Raw genomic sequence first — 17,488 nt, forward strand, 5'->3', positions numbered from 1 at the left:
ACCTCGATTTCAGAAGCTGTACTTGGTAGAGAGCATCACATTGCGCGGTTCGCCGTAGTAGCCGCTGAAGAAGGTGGTGTCCAGGGCGCTGATGTACTTCTTGTCGAACAGGTTGTTGACGTTGAGGGTGGCGCTAAGCTGCTCGCTCAGTTGGTAGCGGGCCATCAGGTTGACCACGGTGAACTGCTGTTGCTTGGCCTTGACCGTGCCCATCGCGGTGCTCGGGGTCACGGTGATGTGGGTGCCACTCTGCCAGTTGGCGCCGCCACCGACGGTCAGGCGGTTGAAGTCGCCGGGCAGGCGGTAGGTGCTCCACAGCTTGAGCATGTTCGCCGGCGCTTCAGTGTTGATGCGCTGGTCGTCGGCGTCTTCGGTGAGGCTGTGGTTGTAGCTGGCGGCAAGGTTCCAGTCCGGCAGCAGCTCGCCGTTGGCTTCGATCTCGAAGCCGCGGGTGGTGGCGCCGCTGACGGCCTTGTAGGCCGCCGAGGTGGTGCCGGGGATGACCTGGCCGGGGTCGATCACCGCCAGGTTGTCCTGCTTGATTTCATACGCCGCGATGCTGGTGTTCAGGCGACCCCCGAAGAACTCGCTCTTCAGGCCGATTTCATAGTTGTCGCCTTCGCGCGGCTCGAGGGTCGCCCCGTTGGCGTCGCGCACGCTTTGTGGCTTGTAGATGCTGGTGTAGCTGGCATACACCGAGTGAATGTCGTTGAGGTCGTAGACCACACCGGCGTAGGGCGTGACCACGCCGCTCTCGCGGTACTGGGTGTTGCGGTTGCTGTTGGGGGTCAGCACGTATTCCATGTCGTAGTTGTACTTGTAGTCGCTGGCGCGGGCGCCGAGGATGATCGACAGCGCGTCGGTCGGGCGCAGGCGCGTGGCGATGTAGCTGCCGTTCTGGTAGATGCTGGTGTCGCCGTCATACAGCTTGCCGTTGCTGGTGTTCGGCTGTTTGGTGTAGTTGTCCCAGTCGTAGAAATTGACCGAGGTACCTTCGATGGCGGTGCCGCGCAGGGGCGAGTGGCGGTTTTCGTAGCGGGAGAAGTTGTAGCCGACAATCAGCTCATGCTGGCGGCCGAACAACTGGAAAGGCCCCTGGGCCTGAACATCGACGCCGGTTTGCTTCTGCCAGGTGCTGCCGGCGCCACCGTACAGGCGCACCCCGGCGCCGGTGTTGATGTCGGGGAAGCCCCAACTGGCGGTGGCCAGCTTGTAGTCATCGCGGTTGATGTACATCTGGTTGACGGCCACCTTCAGGCTCCAGTCGTAACCCAGCTTGTGTTCGAGGCTGGCGAAGGTGTTGAGGACATCCTGGGGGTTGCTGCTCCAGCGCGCGGCGCTGTTGGTCGAGCGCGAAAAATCGGTTTGCTGGCCGTTGCTGTAGAACAGCGGGAAGGCCACCGAGGACGAACCTTGCGGGTTGTTTTTCTGGTAGTCGGCGCCGACCGTGAGCAGGGTGCTGTCGCTCAGGTCCGCTTCGAGAATCCCGTAGAAAATCTGCTTTTCCTGGGAGTAGTGGTCGACGTAGCTGTTGTTCTGCTGATAGGCCGCGACCATGCGCCCGCGCAGGTTGCCGGTCGGGGTCAGCGGGCCGGACAGGTCGAGCTCGGTGCGGTACTTGTCCCACGAGCCCAGGCCTGCAGTGAAGTGGCCCTTGAAGTCGGCGGTGGGGCGCTTGCGCACCATGTTGATGGTCGCCGATGGGTCGCCGGCACCGGTCATCAGGCCGGTGGCGCCACGCAGCACTTCGACGCGGTCGTAGATCGCCATGTCGGCAAGGCTTTGCGCCGAGACCTGGCTGACAATGTCGAGTGTGGTGGGAATGCCGTCGAACTGGTAATTGTCGACGCTGTAGCCACGCGCGTAGATGTTGAAGCGTTCGCTGCCCAGGCTCTGCACCGACAGGCCTGGGGTTTGCTTGAGTACTTCGGTGAGATCGTTGAGGCCCTGATCGTCCATGCGTTGACGGGTGACCACGCTGATCGATTGCGGTGTTTCACGTAGCGACAGCGGCAGTTTGGTGGCGGTACTGGTGATGCCGGTGGTGTACGAGCCGCTGCCTTCAGTGGTGGCGCCCAGGCCGGCGGCGTTGATGCTGGTGGCGCCGAGTTCCACGGTGGCGCTGCTGTCAGCCTTGGCCAGCACGTAGCGCTTGTCGCCGGCCTGCACCACGCGCAAGCCACTGCCTTGCAGCAGCCTGGCAAAGCCCTGGTCCAGTTCAAAATCGCCCTGCAAACCCGGCGATGACAGCCCGGCCGTGTCTTCGGAACTGAAGGTAATCATCACACCGTTGGCTGCGGCGAACTGGCTCAGCGCCAGCGACAGGCTGCCGGCGGGGATGTCGTAGGCCTGCGCTTTGGCCCAGGCCGGCGTCAGCGCCAGCAGCGAGCCGGACAAGCCCAGGGCAAGCGCCGCGCGGTGGATGCTGCGGCCGAGAAAAGACGGTTGGAAGGACATGCAAAGGTTCCTGTTCGGGTTGGCAGGGGCTGCGTCTGATGCGCACGTGCAGGAAGAGCCGAAACAGGAATGAATATCTGTTACCCAAACGTTGAAAATATTTTTCACCCTCAGGCCGTGCGGCTTTCCACCCGCACCCAGTAGCGCGTTACCCGGCGCAGTTGCACTGGCAGGGAGGCCTCAAGGTTGGCCAGCACCGCCTCGCTGTCATCCAGCAAAAAAGTGCCGGAAAGGCGCAAATCGGCCACATCGGCGGCGCAGCCCAGGTAGCCATGGCGATAGCGCGAGAGCTCGGCGAGCAGGTCCTGCAGTCGCCAGTCGATCGCTACCAGCAGGCCGCGGGTCCAGGCCGAGGCCTGTGCCGGCGCGCGCTGCACGGGGTCAACACGGTCGGCGGCGAAGCTCAATGTGTGCCCGGCATCAACGCGCACGGCTTGCGCCGTTGCCAGGCGTGGACGCACCTCGACGGCATGCGCCTCGACGCTCACCCGGGTGACGCCATCACCTTGGCGCACGGTAAAGCGCGTGCCCAGGGCGAGGATGCGGCCTTGGTCACTCTGCACGCTCAGGGGGCGGGCGTCCTTGGCGGTTTCGACGAGGATTTCGCCCTGGCGCAGGATGATCAACCGTTGCTGCTGATCGAAGCGCACATCGACCCGGGTATCGGTGTCGAGCACCAGCCGGCTGCCATCGGCGAGGCTCAGGCTACGCCGTTGCCCCACCCGCGTGGCGTAGTCCGCGTGCCAGGGCGAAGCCTGGTAACCCTGCCAGCCGAGCACACCGGCACCGAGCAACAGGGCGAAGGTTTTCAGCGTCGCCCGTCGCCCTTGGCGGGCCCGTTCGAGGGTGCTGGAGGCGAGGGCGCTCGGCGCCTGGGTCAGGCGTTGCTGCAGCTGTTCGATACGCTTCCAGGCCGCGGCGTGTTGCGGGTCGGCGGCCAGCCAGGCCTGCCATTGGCTGCGGGTCGCTTCGCTGACGGTGCTCTCGTGCAGGCGCACATACCAGTCCACCGCCTGGGCGAGAATGCTGTTCATGCTTCATCCAGCAGCAGGCAGTGCATCAGCGCACTGGCCAGATGTTTGCGCACCGTCGTCACCGAGACCCCGAGCCGTTCGGCGGTTTTCTCGTAGGTGAGCCCGTCCAGTTGCACGGCGAGGAAGATCTGCCGGGTGCGCGCACCGAGCCCGTCGAGCATGCGGTCGATGGCCATCAGGCTGTCGAAGATCAACGCCCGCGCCTCGGCCGATGGCGCGTGCACCTCGGAGCGCAGCGCCAGGGCTTCAAGGTAGGCTTGTTCGAGGCTGCGGCGCCGGTAGAGGTCAATCACCAGGCCACGGGCAATGGTCGCCAGGTAGCGCCGAGGCTCGAGCAAGGTGCCGGATGTGCGCGCCAGCAGGACGCGCACGAAGGTATCCTGGGCCAGGTCCGCCGCATCGGCCGAGTTGTTCAGACGCTTGCGCAACCAGCCACGCAGCCAGCCGTTGTAATCCTGGTAAAGCGTCTGCAGGTGCTCATGGCGCTCTGTATCACAGCCTGGTGTGGACATCCCGCTCTCTCAACGACAACCAATGCGAATAGGAATTTGTCGCGATTGTAAGAGAGACAGAGGCCGCAGGGAAGCGCCGCGGTTTTCAGCGTCCTGCCGGTTGGTTCTGTTCCAGCCACTGCGGGTAAGTGATGCAGCTGATGTGTTCGGTCCGATAGTCCTGCAGGAACGGGTTGTATTTGTTCTCTTCGGTGTGGTGATGGCGAAAGCCGCATTTCGACTGAGCGGTGTACGACTGGCTGTTGTTGGCAAAGTAGCCGCACCACAATGCCTTGAGCTTGAGGGTTTCGAAGCCGTGGCGCATCACTTCGCGCACCGCCTCCGGAACCAGGCCCTGGCCCCAGTACGGCACCCCGATCCAGTAGGCGATTTCGCCTTCCTGCTCACTGATCTCGAAGTTGCTGTTGGCGCCGATGAGAATGCCGACGCAACCCACCGCCCGCTGGTTGTCCTTGAGTTGCAGCGCATACACCTCGGGGTGATTGAACACGCTGCGAATGATCTGGGCACTGTGCTCGACACTGGTGTGCGGGGGCCAGCCGGCGATGGGGCCGACGCGCTCGTCGCTGGCGTATTCGTACAAGTCGGCGGCATCGTCGGCGTGCCAGGGGCGCAGCAGCAGCCGTGGTGTTTCCAGTCTCATGTGCGGTTCTCGGATTGGCTTGATTCAGGTAAGACACGGTAGTGGCAAGCGGCTGATCGGCAAACAGCAGTACCTTGGCATTTTCGGTACTTTTCGCAATTAACAGGTTTGGTGATGATAGGCTCAGCAGTCTTGAATGGGGTCGCCTTGAACGCTATGCAGCACATTCCCAAACTTTATGCGCCTGACGACTTGCTCCGCCTGGGTGACACCACGTTGGCCGAAGGGGTAGGGGTACCGCTTGCTTTCGGGCATGCCTACATGGTGCTGCTGGTGTGCCTGTCGGGACGTGCCTGCTTCACTCTCAACTTCAAGGAGCATGCAGTTCGCCGTGGCGATGTGCTGGTGCTGGCCGAGGATACTATTGCCTTGCTCAAGCGTCGCTCACGCGGCTTCAAGGTGTTTTACTGCCTGATGCCCAAAGGCTTTGCCGCGGAGGTTGCCTACCCGCTGCCCAACCCCTTGTTCGTGTTTCTGCATGACCATCCCCACTGCATACCGGCCAGGGCAGAGCGGCCGCTGCTGGACGGCTGGCTGATGCACATGCGCGATATTGCCCGCAGCTGTCCCGGCTACCGGCACATCATGCTGCGCAACCAGCTGCAGACCTTCTTTTTGAAGATTGCCGAACAACTGCCCAGCCTGGAAAAAGGCCGCAGGGAATTCAGCCGCAAGGAGATGCTCAGTTGGCGCTTCTGGGAACTGATCGGCAAAAACTGCCTGCGCCACCGCGACGTGAAGTTCTATGCCGACGCGCTCAGCATCACGCCGTTCTACATGTCGCAGCTTACCAGGGCGTTTTTCAACGACAGCCCCAAAGGCCTGATCGACCGGCAAGTGACCCTGGAGATCAAGGCGCTGCTTTCATACAGCGACCTTGCGATCGGGCAGATCGCAGACAGGCTCAACTTTGCTGACGCGTCCTACCTGTGCCGCTACTTCAAGCGCCAAACCGGAGTGTCGCTGACGGGCTATCGAAGGCATGAGCAGCAAGAGGGTGGCGAGGGTTGTGGGAGCGACGGTGCGACGCCTCGACTTCACTGAATTGCGACCGCTGAGCGCCTGATCGCCGGCCAGTCCGGCTCCCACCGGTCCGGTGTACGCAGGTCCACTGTGGATGCCGGCCTGCAACCTACAACGACACCAACACATCACACTGCGATTCATTCAGCACATGCTTGGTAACGCTGCCGATCAACAGCTCTTCCAGCGCGCTGTCGCCCTGCTTGCCGATGACGATCAGATCGCAGTCCAGTTCCTGCTCTTTCTCGACAATCCGCCAGGCCGGGTCGCCGTGCACCACGACCTGCCGGGCATCGCCGACCCCTGCAGCTTCGCTCAAGGTCGCCAGTTGCTCCACGGCATCTTTCTTGATGACGTTGCGGTAGTGGGTGAGGGTGTCCTGGTCGATGTGGGCAAAGCGCATGCTGCCTTCAAAGGGCGCTTCGTACACATGCAACAGAATAATCTCGGCCTGCGGTGCCAGCTTTTTCGCAAGTTCGATGGCGCGCAGCGAGGAGGGTGAAAAATCCACCGGCACCAGCACGCTGCGGTAAGCGTCGCGCGGCGCCTGCTTGACCACCAGCATCGGGCAGAGCATGCGGTTGAGCATGCGCTGCACGGTCGAGCCCAGCAGGCGCCGGGCCAGGCTCTGGCCCTTGGCCCCACACACCAGCAAGTTGCTGCGTTTGTCTTGCACCACCCGGGTGATTTCAGTCACCACCGAGCCGGGCGCCACCTGCACGCCCGCGCTGATCTCATAGCGCTCGAACAGCATCGTGGCCAGGGCGTGAACATTTTCGCCGGCGGTTTCCAGCACCCGGTTCAGTAAATCTTCATCGGGCACCAGCACCTGCTTCAAACGCTCGTAGGGTGCAGGGTTGGCCACATACAGCAGGTCCAGCGCTGCAGGCTGCGCCTTGCACAGCAGTGCAGCGCGCTCTGCCGCGTTGCGGGCGGAAGAAGACAGGTCGGTGGCGACCAGAACGTGGTTCAGCGGGCTCATGGGGGGCTCCTTATGCAATGCCGCGCACAGGGATCGATGGCCGAGGCCGGTGTCGATCCATTCCTTGCTTGCAGCCATCGTCTCGCGAACCAGGCCCGGCGGCTTGATTTGGGTCAAAGGAGTAGGGAAGGTAACGCTATAGCTCGGTATAAGCGGGCCGCATCGGCGGCCCAAAGCAACCCGCGCACCTCGGCATCGATCCGCTCACAGGCGTGGGCGTTGGTCTGGTAGGCGCTTTTGAGCAGGGTGGAGGTGTGGTGCTCCTTGATCGATGGAGCTGCCACACATCGCTGCTAAACGAAACGGTGGCAGCTGTACGCGGGTTAGCAGACCAGGGATCAAGGAACCCGGCGCGCACGAAGGCGCCCCGCGCACAGCCGCCATAACAAGAGACAACCGGCACAAAAAAGCGCCGATTGGCTCGAATCTGCCGATACCGGGAAAATCACGATCGCGGTCGGCTTGGGTTAAACCACAAATCTGGACACCAGGCCATTGAGTGAAACCGCCAATCGGGAAAGCTCCTGGCTGGCAGCGCTGGTCTGTGTTGCACCGGCGGCGGACTGCGAAGCCAGTTGGCGGATATTGACCAGGTTGCCATCCACTTCCCGGGCGACTTGCGCTTGCTGCTCGGCTGCACTGGCAATCACAAGGTTGCGTTCGTTGATCTGCGCGAATGAGGAGGCAATCTGATCCAGGGCTTGTCCCGCTGCCTGGGCCACTTCGAGGGTGTCGTGCGCGTGGGTGTTACTGCCCTGCATCGCGTTGACCGCCTGTACAGTGCCCTGTTCGATGGCTATGACCAGTTGCTCGATTTCCTGGGTCGAACGTTGGGTCCGGTGTGCTAGGCTGCGCACTTCGTCGGCGACCACGGCGAAGCCACGACCGGCTTCACCGGCACGGGCCGCTTCGATGGCCGCGTTCAGCGCCAGCAGATTGGTTTGCTCGGCCACTGTGCGAATGACATCGACCACCTGACTGATGTCTCGGACTCGACCTGCCAGGTTTTCCACTTCACCCGCGGTCGCCGTCACGCCGCTTGCCAGTTCACCGATCGCGTCAACGGTGCGCAATACCTGCTGTCGGCCATGTTGCGCGGTCAGGTCCGAGGCCCGTGTGGCATCTGCCGTGGAGGAGGCGTTGCGAGCCACGTCTTCGGCTGCACTGGTCATTTCGTTGATCGCCGTGGCCGCCTGCTCGATCTCGCCATTTTGCTGGTGCAATCCACGGCTGGCATCTTCGGTCACGGCGCTCAACTCTTCGGCAGCGGACGCCAACTGATTGGAGGACTCGGAGATCGCCATGATGGTGTCGCGCAGATTGTGTTGCATGAGTGCCAATGCCCCCATCAACCGTGCAGGCTCATCACTACCGTCCACCACCATGCTGGTGGTGAGATTGCCGTTTGCCACCGTCTCGGCCAGGCGGACTGATTGGCGCAGCGGCAGGACGATGCTGCGAATCAGGCCGACGGCGATGATGCAGGATGCCAGCGCGACGACCAAAAGCACCCCGATAACGCCAGTGCGAGCACTTTTGAACACATCGACGCTGTTGGCGGCAGCACCATTGGCGCCACGGTTATTGAACCCGATCAGGTCGGCAAGCGTCTTGCTCAGCTCATCCGCACGCGGATTCATTTCACCATTGATAAGGTTTCGGGCTTCGTCTAGCCGATCCTTGCGTGATAGGTCGATGACCTTGGCCTGCAGAGCCATGTAGGCCGCTTCAGCGGTCCTGAAACGATCGAACAATACCCGGTCTTCATCGACGAGAATGGTCTTTTCGTACTGCTCCATTTCCTTGCGTGATTCGGCCTTGAGCAATTCCATCTTCTTGTAGTTCTGCTCCAGTGCCTGCGGATCGCGACTGATCATTACGCGCAGGGTCAGGGCTCGGATACGTTGCACGTTTTGCGCGCCGTGACTCAAGGCCATCAACCCGGGTAACCAATCGTCACTTATCTGTCGGGTGCTTTCACGCATGTCGTCCAACCTGGAAAGCGCAAATATCCCCAATCCTGCAGTCAGCATGACAACCAGGCTGAAACCAATGGATGCACGCCAAGCGATACTAAGGTTCCTGATCATTTCTGGATTCTTCTTATGAGTTTTTTTGCGATTGGCTCCCGCCATTCAAGGCCATCGCTGGAAAGTGAGTGCGGGGAGCGAGTTGTTTCTAAGGGATTGTCAGGTGGTCAGCTTTTCATTGGACGTCATTTACTTTTCATTTCATGACACATTCACGACGCTCACAGGGCGAAACCTTTCAGCTTGCTCAGCGAATACTCAACACTCGGAAAGGTCCACCCTGCAGACGTCCTGTGCCTTACCGTCCATCCCTGGCACCGCTGTTCAAGAGCGCACCGGCGCTCCGTCGAAAAGGGAGACGACGAGCGTCTGCTTCTGGCCCATTGCTGACCTTCGCAAGAGGCAGCTATCCGCCGGCTCCCAGGCCAGCGATCAAGAAACCCGGCACGCATGACGGCGCCCCACGCCCAGCCGCCACTACAAGAAGTGCTGCAGCGTCCGCCCCCCTGCCAACAACCTTGATTCCTACCCAACAGCCACTAGCCTTCACACACCTTCGCATCAACCCAGGCGAGCCCCCATGAACAAGCCAGCCAACACCCTGATGCTGCGCTTTAATCCAGCATCTGCCTCATTGCGCGATGGCCTTTCGGTTGCCTTGCAGATCGGCAACACGCTGTGGCTGGCCAACGACGAATCCACCAGCCTCGAACGCCTGACCATCCAGCCCGCAGTACCCGGTGGGGCGGTGACGTGCGATGAGCACCACTCCTTCCCGCTGATGAAGTATCTGCGCCTGCCCATACCCGATGCAGATGCCGAGATCGATATCGAGGGCCTGGCTTATGCCGCTGACGCGGGTTATCTCTGGGTCGTCGGCTCCCATAGCCTCAAGCGCAAGAAGGCGGACGCCGACAAATCTGCGCAGAAGAACATCAAGCGCCTGTCGACGGTAGAGGCGGATGGCAATCGCTTTCTGTTGGCGCGCCTCCCGGTGGTGCAGCAGAACGACAGTTATGTGCTTGCCGACAAGTTGGATGGTGATGGACGTACGGCGGCGCAGTTGCATGGCAATGCGCTCGGCAACGACCTCACGGCGGAAATTGCCAGGGACGATCAGCTACGCGACTTTTTGCGCATCCCGGCCAAAGACAACGGTTTCGATATCGAGGGCTTGGCCGTCATCGGCTCGCGCCTGCTGTTGGGGCTGCGGGGGCCGGTGCTGCGCGGCTGGAGCGTGCTGCTGGAGATCGAGCCTGAAGCCGATGGCGACTCCACCGACACCCTGGTGCTGAAGAAGATCGGCCCGGACGGGCGCCGCTATCGCAAGCACTTCTTCGCGCTCAACGGCCTGGGGGTGCGCGACCTGTGCAGCAGCGGCGACGAGCTGCTGATTCTGGCGGGGCCGTCCATGGACCTGGATGGCCCGGTCACGGTGTTCCGTTGGCGCGGCGGCTTTGCGGCCGATGAAGAGCAGGTGGTGTTTGCCGATCAATTGCAGAGGGTGCTGGAGGTACCGTTCGGCAACGGCGACGACCATGCAGAGGGTATGTGTTTGTTCCAGTCGGCTGAGAAGCAGAGCGAGCTTTTGCTGATCGTCTACGACGCCGCGGCGCAGCGTCGTAAACATGGCGACCGCATTGTGGAAGGCGACCTGTTTACCCTAAGTTAACGGCGGCTGCGCGGCATTGAGATCGCTTTTGTCGCTACACTATGGCTACCGCCATCGAAAAAACCGATACCCCAATGCGCTATTCCCCAGAAGCCCTGCAAGCCTTCGTCGAAGCCGCCGCCCTCGGCTCGTTCTCCGCCGCCGCGCGCAAATTGCGCAAAAGCCAGTCCACCGTCAGCGCCGCCATCGCCAACCTCGAAGCCGACCTTGGCGTTACCCTGTTCGACCGCCAGGCCCGGCAACCGCTGCTCACCGAAGCTGGGCGCAAGGTGCTCGGCCATGTGCAGGAGATCCTCGCCGCCAGCGAGCGCCTCGACCAGTTGAGCATTCGCCTGGCGGACAAGGTCGAGCCGCGGCTGACCATTGTGTTTTCCGACATGCATCAGCTCAACCCGGACAACCGGGTGATGCAGCTGTTCGAGCAGCGCTATCAGGACATCGAGCTGGAATGCATGATCGCCGAGGCGGGGGACGTGCTGAACCTGCTGCAGAGCGGCCGCGCACATTTGGGCATGCTCGCGGCGCAACCCGGCTACCCGGCGGATGTGGCCGCGACGCGGCTGGCGGCGCAGGCGCAGATGGGCATTTTCGTCGCCAGCAGCCACCCCTTGGCGCAGCTTGCGCAGCCGACCCAGGCGCACCTGGCCGGGCATCGGCAGTTGTACTTGAATACCTACACCGACAGTGTCAACAAACCCCAGGGGCGGGTGTGGTCGGCGCCGGATTATCTGATGCTGCTGGAGATGACCGAGGAGGGCTTTGGCTGGGCCGAGTTGCCCCACGGCTTGGTCCGTCAGTACGGCCATGGCCAGCTCACCGAGCTCAAGCTGCGCGGCTGGCCGCGGCCGATTGCAGTGGATGTGGCCTGGTCGAAACTGACCCCGCCGGGGCCGGCGGGGTTGTGGTTGCTCGATCGTCTGTTGGAAAGCAGCTAAGCACTGCAAAGTCAGTCTTTGAAAAACAGTTTGCGCGCCAGTAGCGGGCTGATGCGATCACGGTAGATGGCGGTTACCGGCATTCCTCGGCTTGCCTGAACCTTTTGCCCACTCAAACCCATGAAGCGCTGCTCGGGCTTTTTGAGGTGAGCGGCCTGGTAGTTGGACTCGGCGCTGCTGGCAGAGCTGTAGTGGAAGTGCGCATAGGCCAGGGGGTTGCCTCGGCGATCCTGTACCGAGAACTCCTGAAGAAAGTCCGTGCCCTTGCCGCCCGATACATCGGTGCGCTCACCCAGGCGGGTGATGACAATCTCGTTTTGCTCCTGCAGAAAGTCTATCCCGGTGGCAGTAGGGGGTAAGGTTTTCAGGCGTTCGATACGCAGGCGTCGCCCCGCACGCTGCAAGCGTTGGGCACTTGAGCGCAGCTGGCTGATGGTTTGCAAGGTGCTTTGATCAGGTGAGTTGGCAATCTGCTTTTCCAGGGCGGTGGCGCAGGCTCGTCGGGCTTGGGCTTTGCTTTCCAGCTGTTCTTCGACTTCTATCGGCAGCCCGCGAAAGTGCTCGCCTGCCGCGATCTCGTGTGCTTCCTGCGCGAGCAGCAGGCGGGCTTGGCGTAACTGGGTATGCAGTCGTTTAAGCGCCGCATTGGAAACCGGCGCGCCGCCGCGCAGGTGCAAACGCAGGTCGAGTTGCCAGGTGCCTGCGCTGCCACGGGCGATGTGTGGGCCAGGTGCCGAGGTGTGTGGATCAATGATTCTCCAAGCCTCATCCGCGCCTTGTTCGATGCGAAACCACCCTTGGGGCAGGCGCACGCAGCGTTGCCCCTGATGAATGAACAAGCCTTGTTCATCCTGATCGCTCAACGCGCCATCCAGAGGGTCGATCGGTGCAATGGCCAGAGCACGCAACCGTTCGAGGTTTTGCCGGGAAAGGGCAGGGGAACTCCATCCGCTGAAATCCAGCAAGGTGGCGGTGGGTTGTTGGGGCAAGTTCAGGAGCGAGCGGCGTTTGCGGATGGCATTGCCCAGTTCTCTTGCCGGTTGGGCTTGCCTGGAACCTACCTTGCCTGTGCGCACGCTCTCATGAATGAGCATAAGCGATAGCTGTATCAGCACTTGCACCAGTGCGCTCTTTTGCGCTTGGGAGTCTTGGTTCTGCGCCGCTGTATGCAGTGCATAGACACTGGCATAGAACTGGGCAATCCAGGCGATATCAGCGAGCGGTCCCTCAAGCATAGGCAGCAATACCGACAGCAGCATACCGAGGGTCTGTTGTGCACTTAACCAGTGCTGCTCGGCATTGGAGGTTGTGGCCTGGCGGGCCTGTTCGATGAGCGACCGCGCGTTGGCCTGGTAGACAAGACCCAGTGCATGGCTGGTGATGGGGGCCTGGGCCAACAGGATCGACTCATGCCTCAAGCCAAGCTCGCCGCCAAGGTAGTTGCTGTCCAGCGCAGGGCTCCAGTTGTCACCCCGGCGCAGCGCGGTACGGACCTGCCCTTCGGGCAGGGCGCCGAGCACAGCATCATGCAATGGCCCAGGTTGTTTCAGGCGCGATAGCAGCGCCGCGCGCGAACTGAACTCCATCAGTTGCGGGGTGCATTGGGGGGCGTACAACACCAATAGGCTGGGTGGCGAGCCTGCCGGTTCAATAATGAACAGACCTTGCGCTGGCACGGCCGGGCTTGCGTTGTGGCTCAGTTGCAAGGCCAGGTGAGCGAACTGGATGCTGTCGCTGAGCGGGTCGTTGCCTGGGGCGAAGGCGGCCTGCACGCAGCGACGTGCAGGTTCGCTGAGTGCGCCTTTGCCTTCTGGCCTGGGAGTGATCAGCAGAATCGGCAGCAGGATGCGCAAGCGTTCAACAAACAGTGCTTGTTGCAGGGCAGCCTGCGGCGCGTCGTCCAGCAATGTGCGCTGCAGCAGTGCCGGGTAGGTCTCGCCCACATCAACACGGCTGATCAACTGGCGAAAGTAGGCAGTGGTTGCCCAGGTCGGCAACGCTTTACCCGAGTGCAGGCTGATCTGCGAGCGCTCCAGCGGCAGCGCCTGGGTGTTGAGGGCTGCTACCTCAATCAGCGAGCGCGGCGTTTGCGGATGAGAAGAGCTGCCCGGCGTCAGGTGCAAAGGGTCAAAGAACGGTGGCGTATAGTCGATAACCTGCACGATGAAATCAGCTGCGGGCGGTAGTCCCTGCCCTGGGTGGTCGCGCTTTATCTGCGTATCGAGTACTTTCGCGGTGTAACGCGCCAGGCTGGGCAGGGCGATGGCCTGGCTTGACTGCTCAAGCGCTGCCAGCGCGGCGAGTTGCCGGGCGATCAGTTGCCGGTCGGCAGTACTGGCCTGGTGCATCCAGGCCGGCAGTGGATCGCTCGAATGAGCCGAGGCCGAGAGTGACGGTGGACGAAGCCGGCAGAACAGTTCGTTGAGGTTGATCAGCTGGTCGACGTGCTGAGCCAGTGCGGTCGAGGTTTTGAAGTCGCCAGGCACAATGGTCGCTAACCCCTGCAGTTGTTGCTCCAGCAACCCCGTGGCGAACGCCTCGAAAACATTCTGCTCAGGACGAAATCCCGGGCTGGGATCGCTGAGCTGATCGCTCAAATGAGCTTCAAGCGCATCGGCACTGGGATAAACAACTAGCCCGCTGTTGAGGGTATACAGCATCGCGTTGGCTGAGCGGTCGGTGTGCCTGATGGCGATGCCTTGCTGCGCACCGTCGCTCAGACTTGGCTTGAAGAACACAATGCTGGCCGGCAGTTGCAGCCATTGCGGTTGGCCGTCAGGCAGTTTGCTTGCCTCTGCCTGCATGTCGCCCGCCACAAACTGTGAAATTCGCTCTAGCAAGTTCAGTGCGTGCTCATCCTGAGCGTTCCAGAAGTCGAGCAGTTGTGACTCAAAGATCCTTGGCAATCGCGGGCCACCGATATCAAGGATTTCGCTGAGGTCCGCTTGGCTGATCAAGGTCGCCCCCGGCTCTGTGCCATTGGAGATCTGAGTCACCACGCTATCCACTGGAAGCTCAATAGCCATATTGAGCAGGTAGCGCTGGATTATCAGATCCGCAAGCGGGGTATAACGCCCGCAGGGCTGTGCGAGATAGAAAGGCGCCGGGTCCACCGCTGTCCTCGTGGCGTCGGGGATGAGTGCGTGGACCAGGTTGTTGGCAACGTCCGACAGTGTCGGACGCTGTTGTAGCCGTTGGCTGATGTGCAGCAGGTCCCAGCTTGCGGGGGGGCTTGTAGACGTTGTCGGGGGAGGCGCTGATTGGCTCATGGTGAAACTCCTCGCTCTGGAGTTTCGCAGCCTAATCAGGGGTAGGAGCAGGGCTGGGGTAACTATCTATCGCGCTCAGCTTTTCGCACCCGCCTGTTCCAGCAGCGCCTGCATCTCTTTGTAACCCCGCTGCCGCGCATGGTGCAGCGGCGTCACCCCCTTGCCATCAGCCAGGTTGACATCCGCCCCGGCCTTGATCAGCTCACGCACGATCTCGACGTGGCGCTGGCCGCCGTCGCCGAGGATGATGGCTTCGAGCAGGGCGGTCCAGTGCAGTTTGTTGACCTGGTCAACCGCGACACCTGCGCCAATCAGCAGGCGCACTGTTTCGACGTGGCCGCGTTCGGCTGCCGGTATCAGTGCGGTGCCGCCGTAGCGGTTGGTGCTTTTCAGGTCGGCGCCGTGGGCCAGGGTCAGTTTGAGAATGTCGTTGTGGCCACGGGCGCCGGCGTACAGGTAGGGGCTGTCTTCGATCGAGTCCTTGGCGTTGACGTCGGCGCCGGCGTCGATCAGCACTTTGGCGGCGTCGACCTGGTTGTTGTGGGTGGCCAGCAGCAGCGGCGTGCGGCCCATTTTGTCGCGGGCTTCAAGCGCGGCGCCCTGGTCGAGCAGGCTGCGTACCTGGGCGGCCTGGCCGTTTTCGGCGGCGCTGCGCAGTTGGTTTTCGAGGGTGCCGCCGTCGGCACTGGCAGTCAGCGATGTGAGCATGGCAAACACCATTGCAAGGTGGGTGGACAGGCGTTCAAGGAGCATGGCAGTACCTCCTGGTGGGCGATTGCTCGCGGGGTCTGGCCATGTTAAAAGTCGGGCTCCTTATTTAGAAGTTAAATAAAAGCATGTCTGTCAGTGAAAAATCGAATAGGCCGCTGTTTGATCTTGACCTGTTGCGCGCGGTGGTGATGGTCAGCGACTGCGGCAGCTTCACCACGGCGGCGGCGCGCCTGCATTCAACCCAGTCGACGGTCAGCCAGAAGGTCAGGCGGCTGGAGGAGATGGTCGGGCACAAGCTGCTCGAGCGCGGCAACCGCGACGTGCTGGCCACCGACGCCGGGCAGACGCTGCTCGGTTACGCCCGGCAGATGCTCGCCTACAACGACGAGATGCTTGAGGCGATGTCAGGCGCCACGGTGGCGGTGACCGTGCGCCTGGGCGTGCCGGAAGACTTTGCCGCCGGGCGCACCACCCATTTGCTCTCGACCTTCAACCGCAAGCATCCGCAGGTCAAGCTGGAGGTCACCAGCGGCCTGTGCCGCGACCTCAGCGCCAGCTATGACAACGGCGAGCTCGACCTGATTTTGCTCAAGCAGCGGCGCAACAGCCGTGAGGCGGTGGCCTGCTGGCCCGAGAAGCTGCAATGGATCGACAGCGCCAAGAACCCGGCCTTCGACCAGGACCCGGTGCCGCTGGTGACTTTTCCGCCGCGCGGCCTATACCGCGACGACATGATCGGCGCCATCGAGCGCATGGGCCGCCGTTGGCGCATCAGTTTCACCAGCTCCAGCCTCAGCGGCCTGCAGGCGGCGGTGGCCAACGGCATGGGCATCAGCCTGCTGCCGCTGCGGGCGGTTACCGCCGAGCATTTAAAGCTGACTTCGGAACACGGCTTGCCGTCGATCGATGCCATGGAAGTGGCGATCATTCATCGGCCGACCGCCGATGCCATGGTCAAGGAACTGGCCGCGGAACTGGCGCGCACCCTGGCCAGCGAGTAGGGCGGTTTCGCCGCGCTCACAGCGTATCGGCAGGCTGCGCGGCAGGGCGGTACAGCTGGACGCGGTTGCGGCCCTGGCGCTTGGCCGCGTACAGGGCGTTGTCGGCCATCGACAGCAGGCGCGACAGGTCGTGCTCGCCCGGGCGGCTGGCGCCGACGATGCCGATGCTGACGCTGAGCAGCCCAGGCTCAAGCAGCGGCAATTCATAAAAGCTGCTGCAGATGCGCCGGGCCACGCGCAGCGCCGAGTGCTCGTCGGTGTTGGCCAGCAGGCAGGCGAACTCTTCGCCGCCGATACGGGCGAAGACATCTTCCTCGCGCACGCTCAGGCGGGTCACCTGGCTGAAGGCGATCAACGCCTGGTCGCCGGTCTGGTGGCCGTAGACATCATTGAGGCGCTTGAAATGGTCGAGGTCGCACAGCAGCAGGCTCACCGGCTCGCCGCGCCGGGCGCAGTCGGCCAGCAGTTCGGCGCCGCGCGACATGAAGGCGCGGCGGTTGCCGATATCGGTCAGCGGGTCGGTGTAGGCGGCAGCCTTGAACTTGAGCTCGGTGCGTTCGCGGACCATGGCCAGGGTCACGTAGGCGATGCCGATGGCGTAGAGCATCGACTCGAACAGCATGAACGAGAAGAAGCCGGTGCCGTGGCCGTCGCTGGCGATCGCCTGTTCCAGCGATACGCCATGGTCGGCGAAGCTGCGCACGCAGTAGAAGCCGCTGTGGCCCAGCAGCAGGAGCAGGGTTGGCAGGTAGGCGACTTCCAGGCGCTTGCGGTCGCGCCACAGCTCAAGCACCGCCAGGCAGCCGTAGCAGGCAGTGAGCATGGAATAGACCGTCACGCGCAGGCCCAGGTCATCGGTAAAGCCTGGCGTCAGCGACCAGGTAAACCAGAACAGGGCGCCAGCGAAAATCCCCGGCAGGTGCGCCGGGCGTCCGCTGAACGCGCGCATGCTGGCCCAGTTCAACGCGGCGCTTAGCAGCAGCACCATGTTGCCCAGCACCAGGGCGATGAAGTCCGGGGCGTTGCCGCGCAGGCTGATCAACGCCGTGCCGCCAGCGGCGAGCAACAGCATGCTGCCCAAATAGCCCAGGGTTCGCTCGCGCACGCCGCGGCTCCAGGCGTGCAGGGTCAGCAGGCCCATCAGGGCAAAGATGAAAATGGCCACCAGCAACAGGGTCGGGATGCTCAGCAGCAAGGGTATCGCTCTCCGCTCATGGCC

The 17,488-nt window shown here is 62.4% G+C and carries 13 protein-coding genes; 4 read left to right on the forward strand and 9 right to left on the reverse strand.

Features of this window, described 5'->3' with window-relative positions:
- Positions 1 to 9: 9 nt before the first annotated feature.
- The 4 genes from LOY54_RS10385 to LOY54_RS10400 all read right to left on the reverse strand — a co-directional run bounded on the left by LOY54_RS10385 (position 10) and on the right by LOY54_RS10400 (position 4,646).
- Positions 10 to 2,457 carry a TonB-dependent receptor gene (locus tag LOY54_RS10385; RefSeq protein WP_258610322.1) on the reverse strand — a complete coding sequence of 816 codons (2,448 nt, stop codon included), beginning with the start codon at positions 2,455 to 2,457 and terminating at the stop codon, positions 10 to 12.
- A 110-nt stretch (positions 2,458 to 2,567) separates the two neighbouring features.
- A complete protein-coding gene (locus LOY54_RS10390) occupies positions 2,568 to 3,491 on the reverse strand; it encodes a FecR domain-containing protein (protein WP_258610323.1) in 924 nt (307 codons plus the stop codon).
- A complete protein-coding gene (locus LOY54_RS10395) occupies positions 3,488 to 4,003 on the reverse strand; it encodes a sigma-70 family RNA polymerase sigma factor (protein WP_258610324.1) in 516 nt (171 codons plus the stop codon). Before LOY54_RS10395 ends, LOY54_RS10390 begins: the two co-directional genes overlap by 4 nt.
- Before the next feature lie 85 nt (positions 4,004 to 4,088).
- Positions 4,089 to 4,646: a GNAT family N-acetyltransferase gene (locus LOY54_RS10400; protein ID WP_258610325.1), complete on the reverse strand. Its 558-nt coding sequence runs from the start codon at positions 4,644 to 4,646 to the stop codon at positions 4,089 to 4,091.
- A 156-nt stretch (positions 4,647 to 4,802) separates the two neighbouring features.
- Here LOY54_RS10400 and LOY54_RS10405 point away from each other — a divergent pair, with 156 nt between their 5' ends.
- Positions 4,803 to 5,690: an AraC family transcriptional regulator gene (locus LOY54_RS10405; RefSeq protein ID WP_258610709.1), complete on the forward strand. Its 888-nt coding sequence runs from the start codon at positions 4,803 to 4,805 to the stop codon at positions 5,688 to 5,690.
- Between the two features lie 88 nt (positions 5,691 to 5,778).
- Here the strand turns inward: LOY54_RS10405 and LOY54_RS10410 are convergent, their stop codons facing one another.
- The gene (locus LOY54_RS10410; RefSeq protein ID WP_258610326.1) at positions 5,779 to 6,651 is read right to left on the reverse strand and encodes a universal stress protein; all 873 of its coding nucleotides are present in this window, start codon (positions 6,649 to 6,651) and stop codon (positions 5,779 to 5,781) included.
- A gap of 467 nt (positions 6,652 to 7,118) precedes the next feature.
- Positions 7,119 to 8,741, reverse strand: a complete 1,623-nt coding sequence (locus tag LOY54_RS10415; RefSeq protein ID WP_258610327.1) for a methyl-accepting chemotaxis protein — start codon at positions 8,739 to 8,741, stop codon at positions 7,119 to 7,121.
- A gap of 520 nt (positions 8,742 to 9,261) precedes the next feature.
- On the opposite strand from LOY54_RS10415, the gene LOY54_RS10420 reads away from it, so the two are divergent.
- Positions 9,262 to 10,353 (forward strand): DUF3616 domain-containing protein, encoded by a 1,092-nt coding sequence (locus tag LOY54_RS10420; protein ID WP_258610328.1) that lies wholly within the window; start codon positions 9,262 to 9,264, stop codon positions 10,351 to 10,353.
- Between the two features lie 74 nt (positions 10,354 to 10,427).
- Positions 10,428 to 11,288 (forward strand): LysR family transcriptional regulator, encoded by an 861-nt coding sequence (locus LOY54_RS10425; RefSeq protein ID WP_045201220.1) that lies wholly within the window; start codon positions 10,428 to 10,430, stop codon positions 11,286 to 11,288.
- Between the two features lie 11 nt (positions 11,289 to 11,299).
- Here LOY54_RS10425 and LOY54_RS10430 read toward each other — a convergent pair whose 3' ends face one another.
- Positions 11,300 to 14,092, reverse strand: coding sequence for a hypothetical protein (locus tag LOY54_RS10430; RefSeq protein ID WP_258610329.1), 2,793 nt, complete (start codon positions 14,090 to 14,092; stop codon positions 11,300 to 11,302).
- Positions 14,093 to 14,632: 540 nt separating this feature from the next.
- Positions 14,633 to 15,265, reverse strand: coding sequence for an ankyrin repeat domain-containing protein (locus tag LOY54_RS10435; protein WP_408980588.1), 633 nt, complete (start codon positions 15,263 to 15,265; stop codon positions 14,633 to 14,635).
- Between the two features lie 128 nt (positions 15,266 to 15,393).
- On the opposite strand from LOY54_RS10435, the gene LOY54_RS10440 reads away from it, so the two are divergent.
- Positions 15,394 to 16,269, forward strand: coding sequence for a LysR substrate-binding domain-containing protein (locus LOY54_RS10440; RefSeq protein WP_045201224.1), 876 nt, complete (start codon positions 15,394 to 15,396; stop codon positions 16,267 to 16,269).
- A gap of 16 nt (positions 16,270 to 16,285) precedes the next feature.
- Here the strand turns inward: LOY54_RS10440 and LOY54_RS10445 are convergent, their stop codons facing one another.
- A complete protein-coding gene (locus LOY54_RS10445) occupies positions 16,286 to 17,464 on the reverse strand; it encodes a diguanylate cyclase (RefSeq protein WP_045201225.1) in 1,179 nt (392 codons plus the stop codon).
- Positions 17,465 to 17,488: the final 24 nt, after the last annotated feature.

This window comes from Pseudomonas sp. B21-032 (genome assembly GCF_024748965.1).
Classification (GTDB): domain Bacteria; phylum Pseudomonadota; class Gammaproteobacteria; order Pseudomonadales; family Pseudomonadaceae; genus Aquipseudomonas.

Coding starts and splice junctions, on each gene's coding strand:
- LOY54_RS10400 (WP_258610325.1), bottom strand. CDS start 4,646: ATGAGACTGGAAACACCACGGCTGCTGCTGCGCCCCTGGCACGCCGAC.
- LOY54_RS10435 (WP_408980588.1), bottom strand. CDS start 15,265: ATGCTCACATCGCTGACTGCCAGTGCCGACGGCGGCACCCTCGAAAAC.
- LOY54_RS10430 (WP_258610329.1), bottom strand. CDS start 14,092: ATGCAGGCAGAGGCAAGCAAACTGCCTGACGGCCAACCGCAATGGCTG.
- LOY54_RS10420 (WP_258610328.1), top strand. CDS start 9,262: ATGAACAAGCCAGCCAACACCCTGATGCTGCGCTTTAATCCAGCATCT.
- LOY54_RS10415 (WP_258610327.1), bottom strand. CDS start 8,741: ATGATCAGGAACCTTAGTATCGCTTGGCGTGCATCCATTGGTTTCAGC.
- LOY54_RS10385 (WP_258610322.1), bottom strand. CDS start 2,457: ATGTCCTTCCAACCGTCTTTTCTCGGCCGCAGCATCCACCGCGCGGCG.
- LOY54_RS10410 (WP_258610326.1), bottom strand. CDS start 6,651: ATGAGCCCGCTGAACCACGTTCTGGTCGCCACCGACCTGTCTTCTTCC.
- LOY54_RS10395 (WP_258610324.1), bottom strand. CDS start 4,003: ATGTCCACACCAGGCTGTGATACAGAGCGCCATGAGCACCTGCAGACG.
- LOY54_RS10425 (WP_045201220.1), top strand. CDS start 10,428: ATGCGCTATTCCCCAGAAGCCCTGCAAGCCTTCGTCGAAGCCGCCGCC.
- LOY54_RS10390 (WP_258610323.1), bottom strand. CDS start 3,491: ATGAACAGCATTCTCGCCCAGGCGGTGGACTGGTATGTGCGCCTGCAC.
- LOY54_RS10405 (WP_258610709.1), top strand. CDS start 4,803: ATGCAGCACATTCCCAAACTTTATGCGCCTGACGACTTGCTCCGCCTG.
- LOY54_RS10440 (WP_045201224.1), top strand. CDS start 15,394: ATGTCTGTCAGTGAAAAATCGAATAGGCCGCTGTTTGATCTTGACCTG.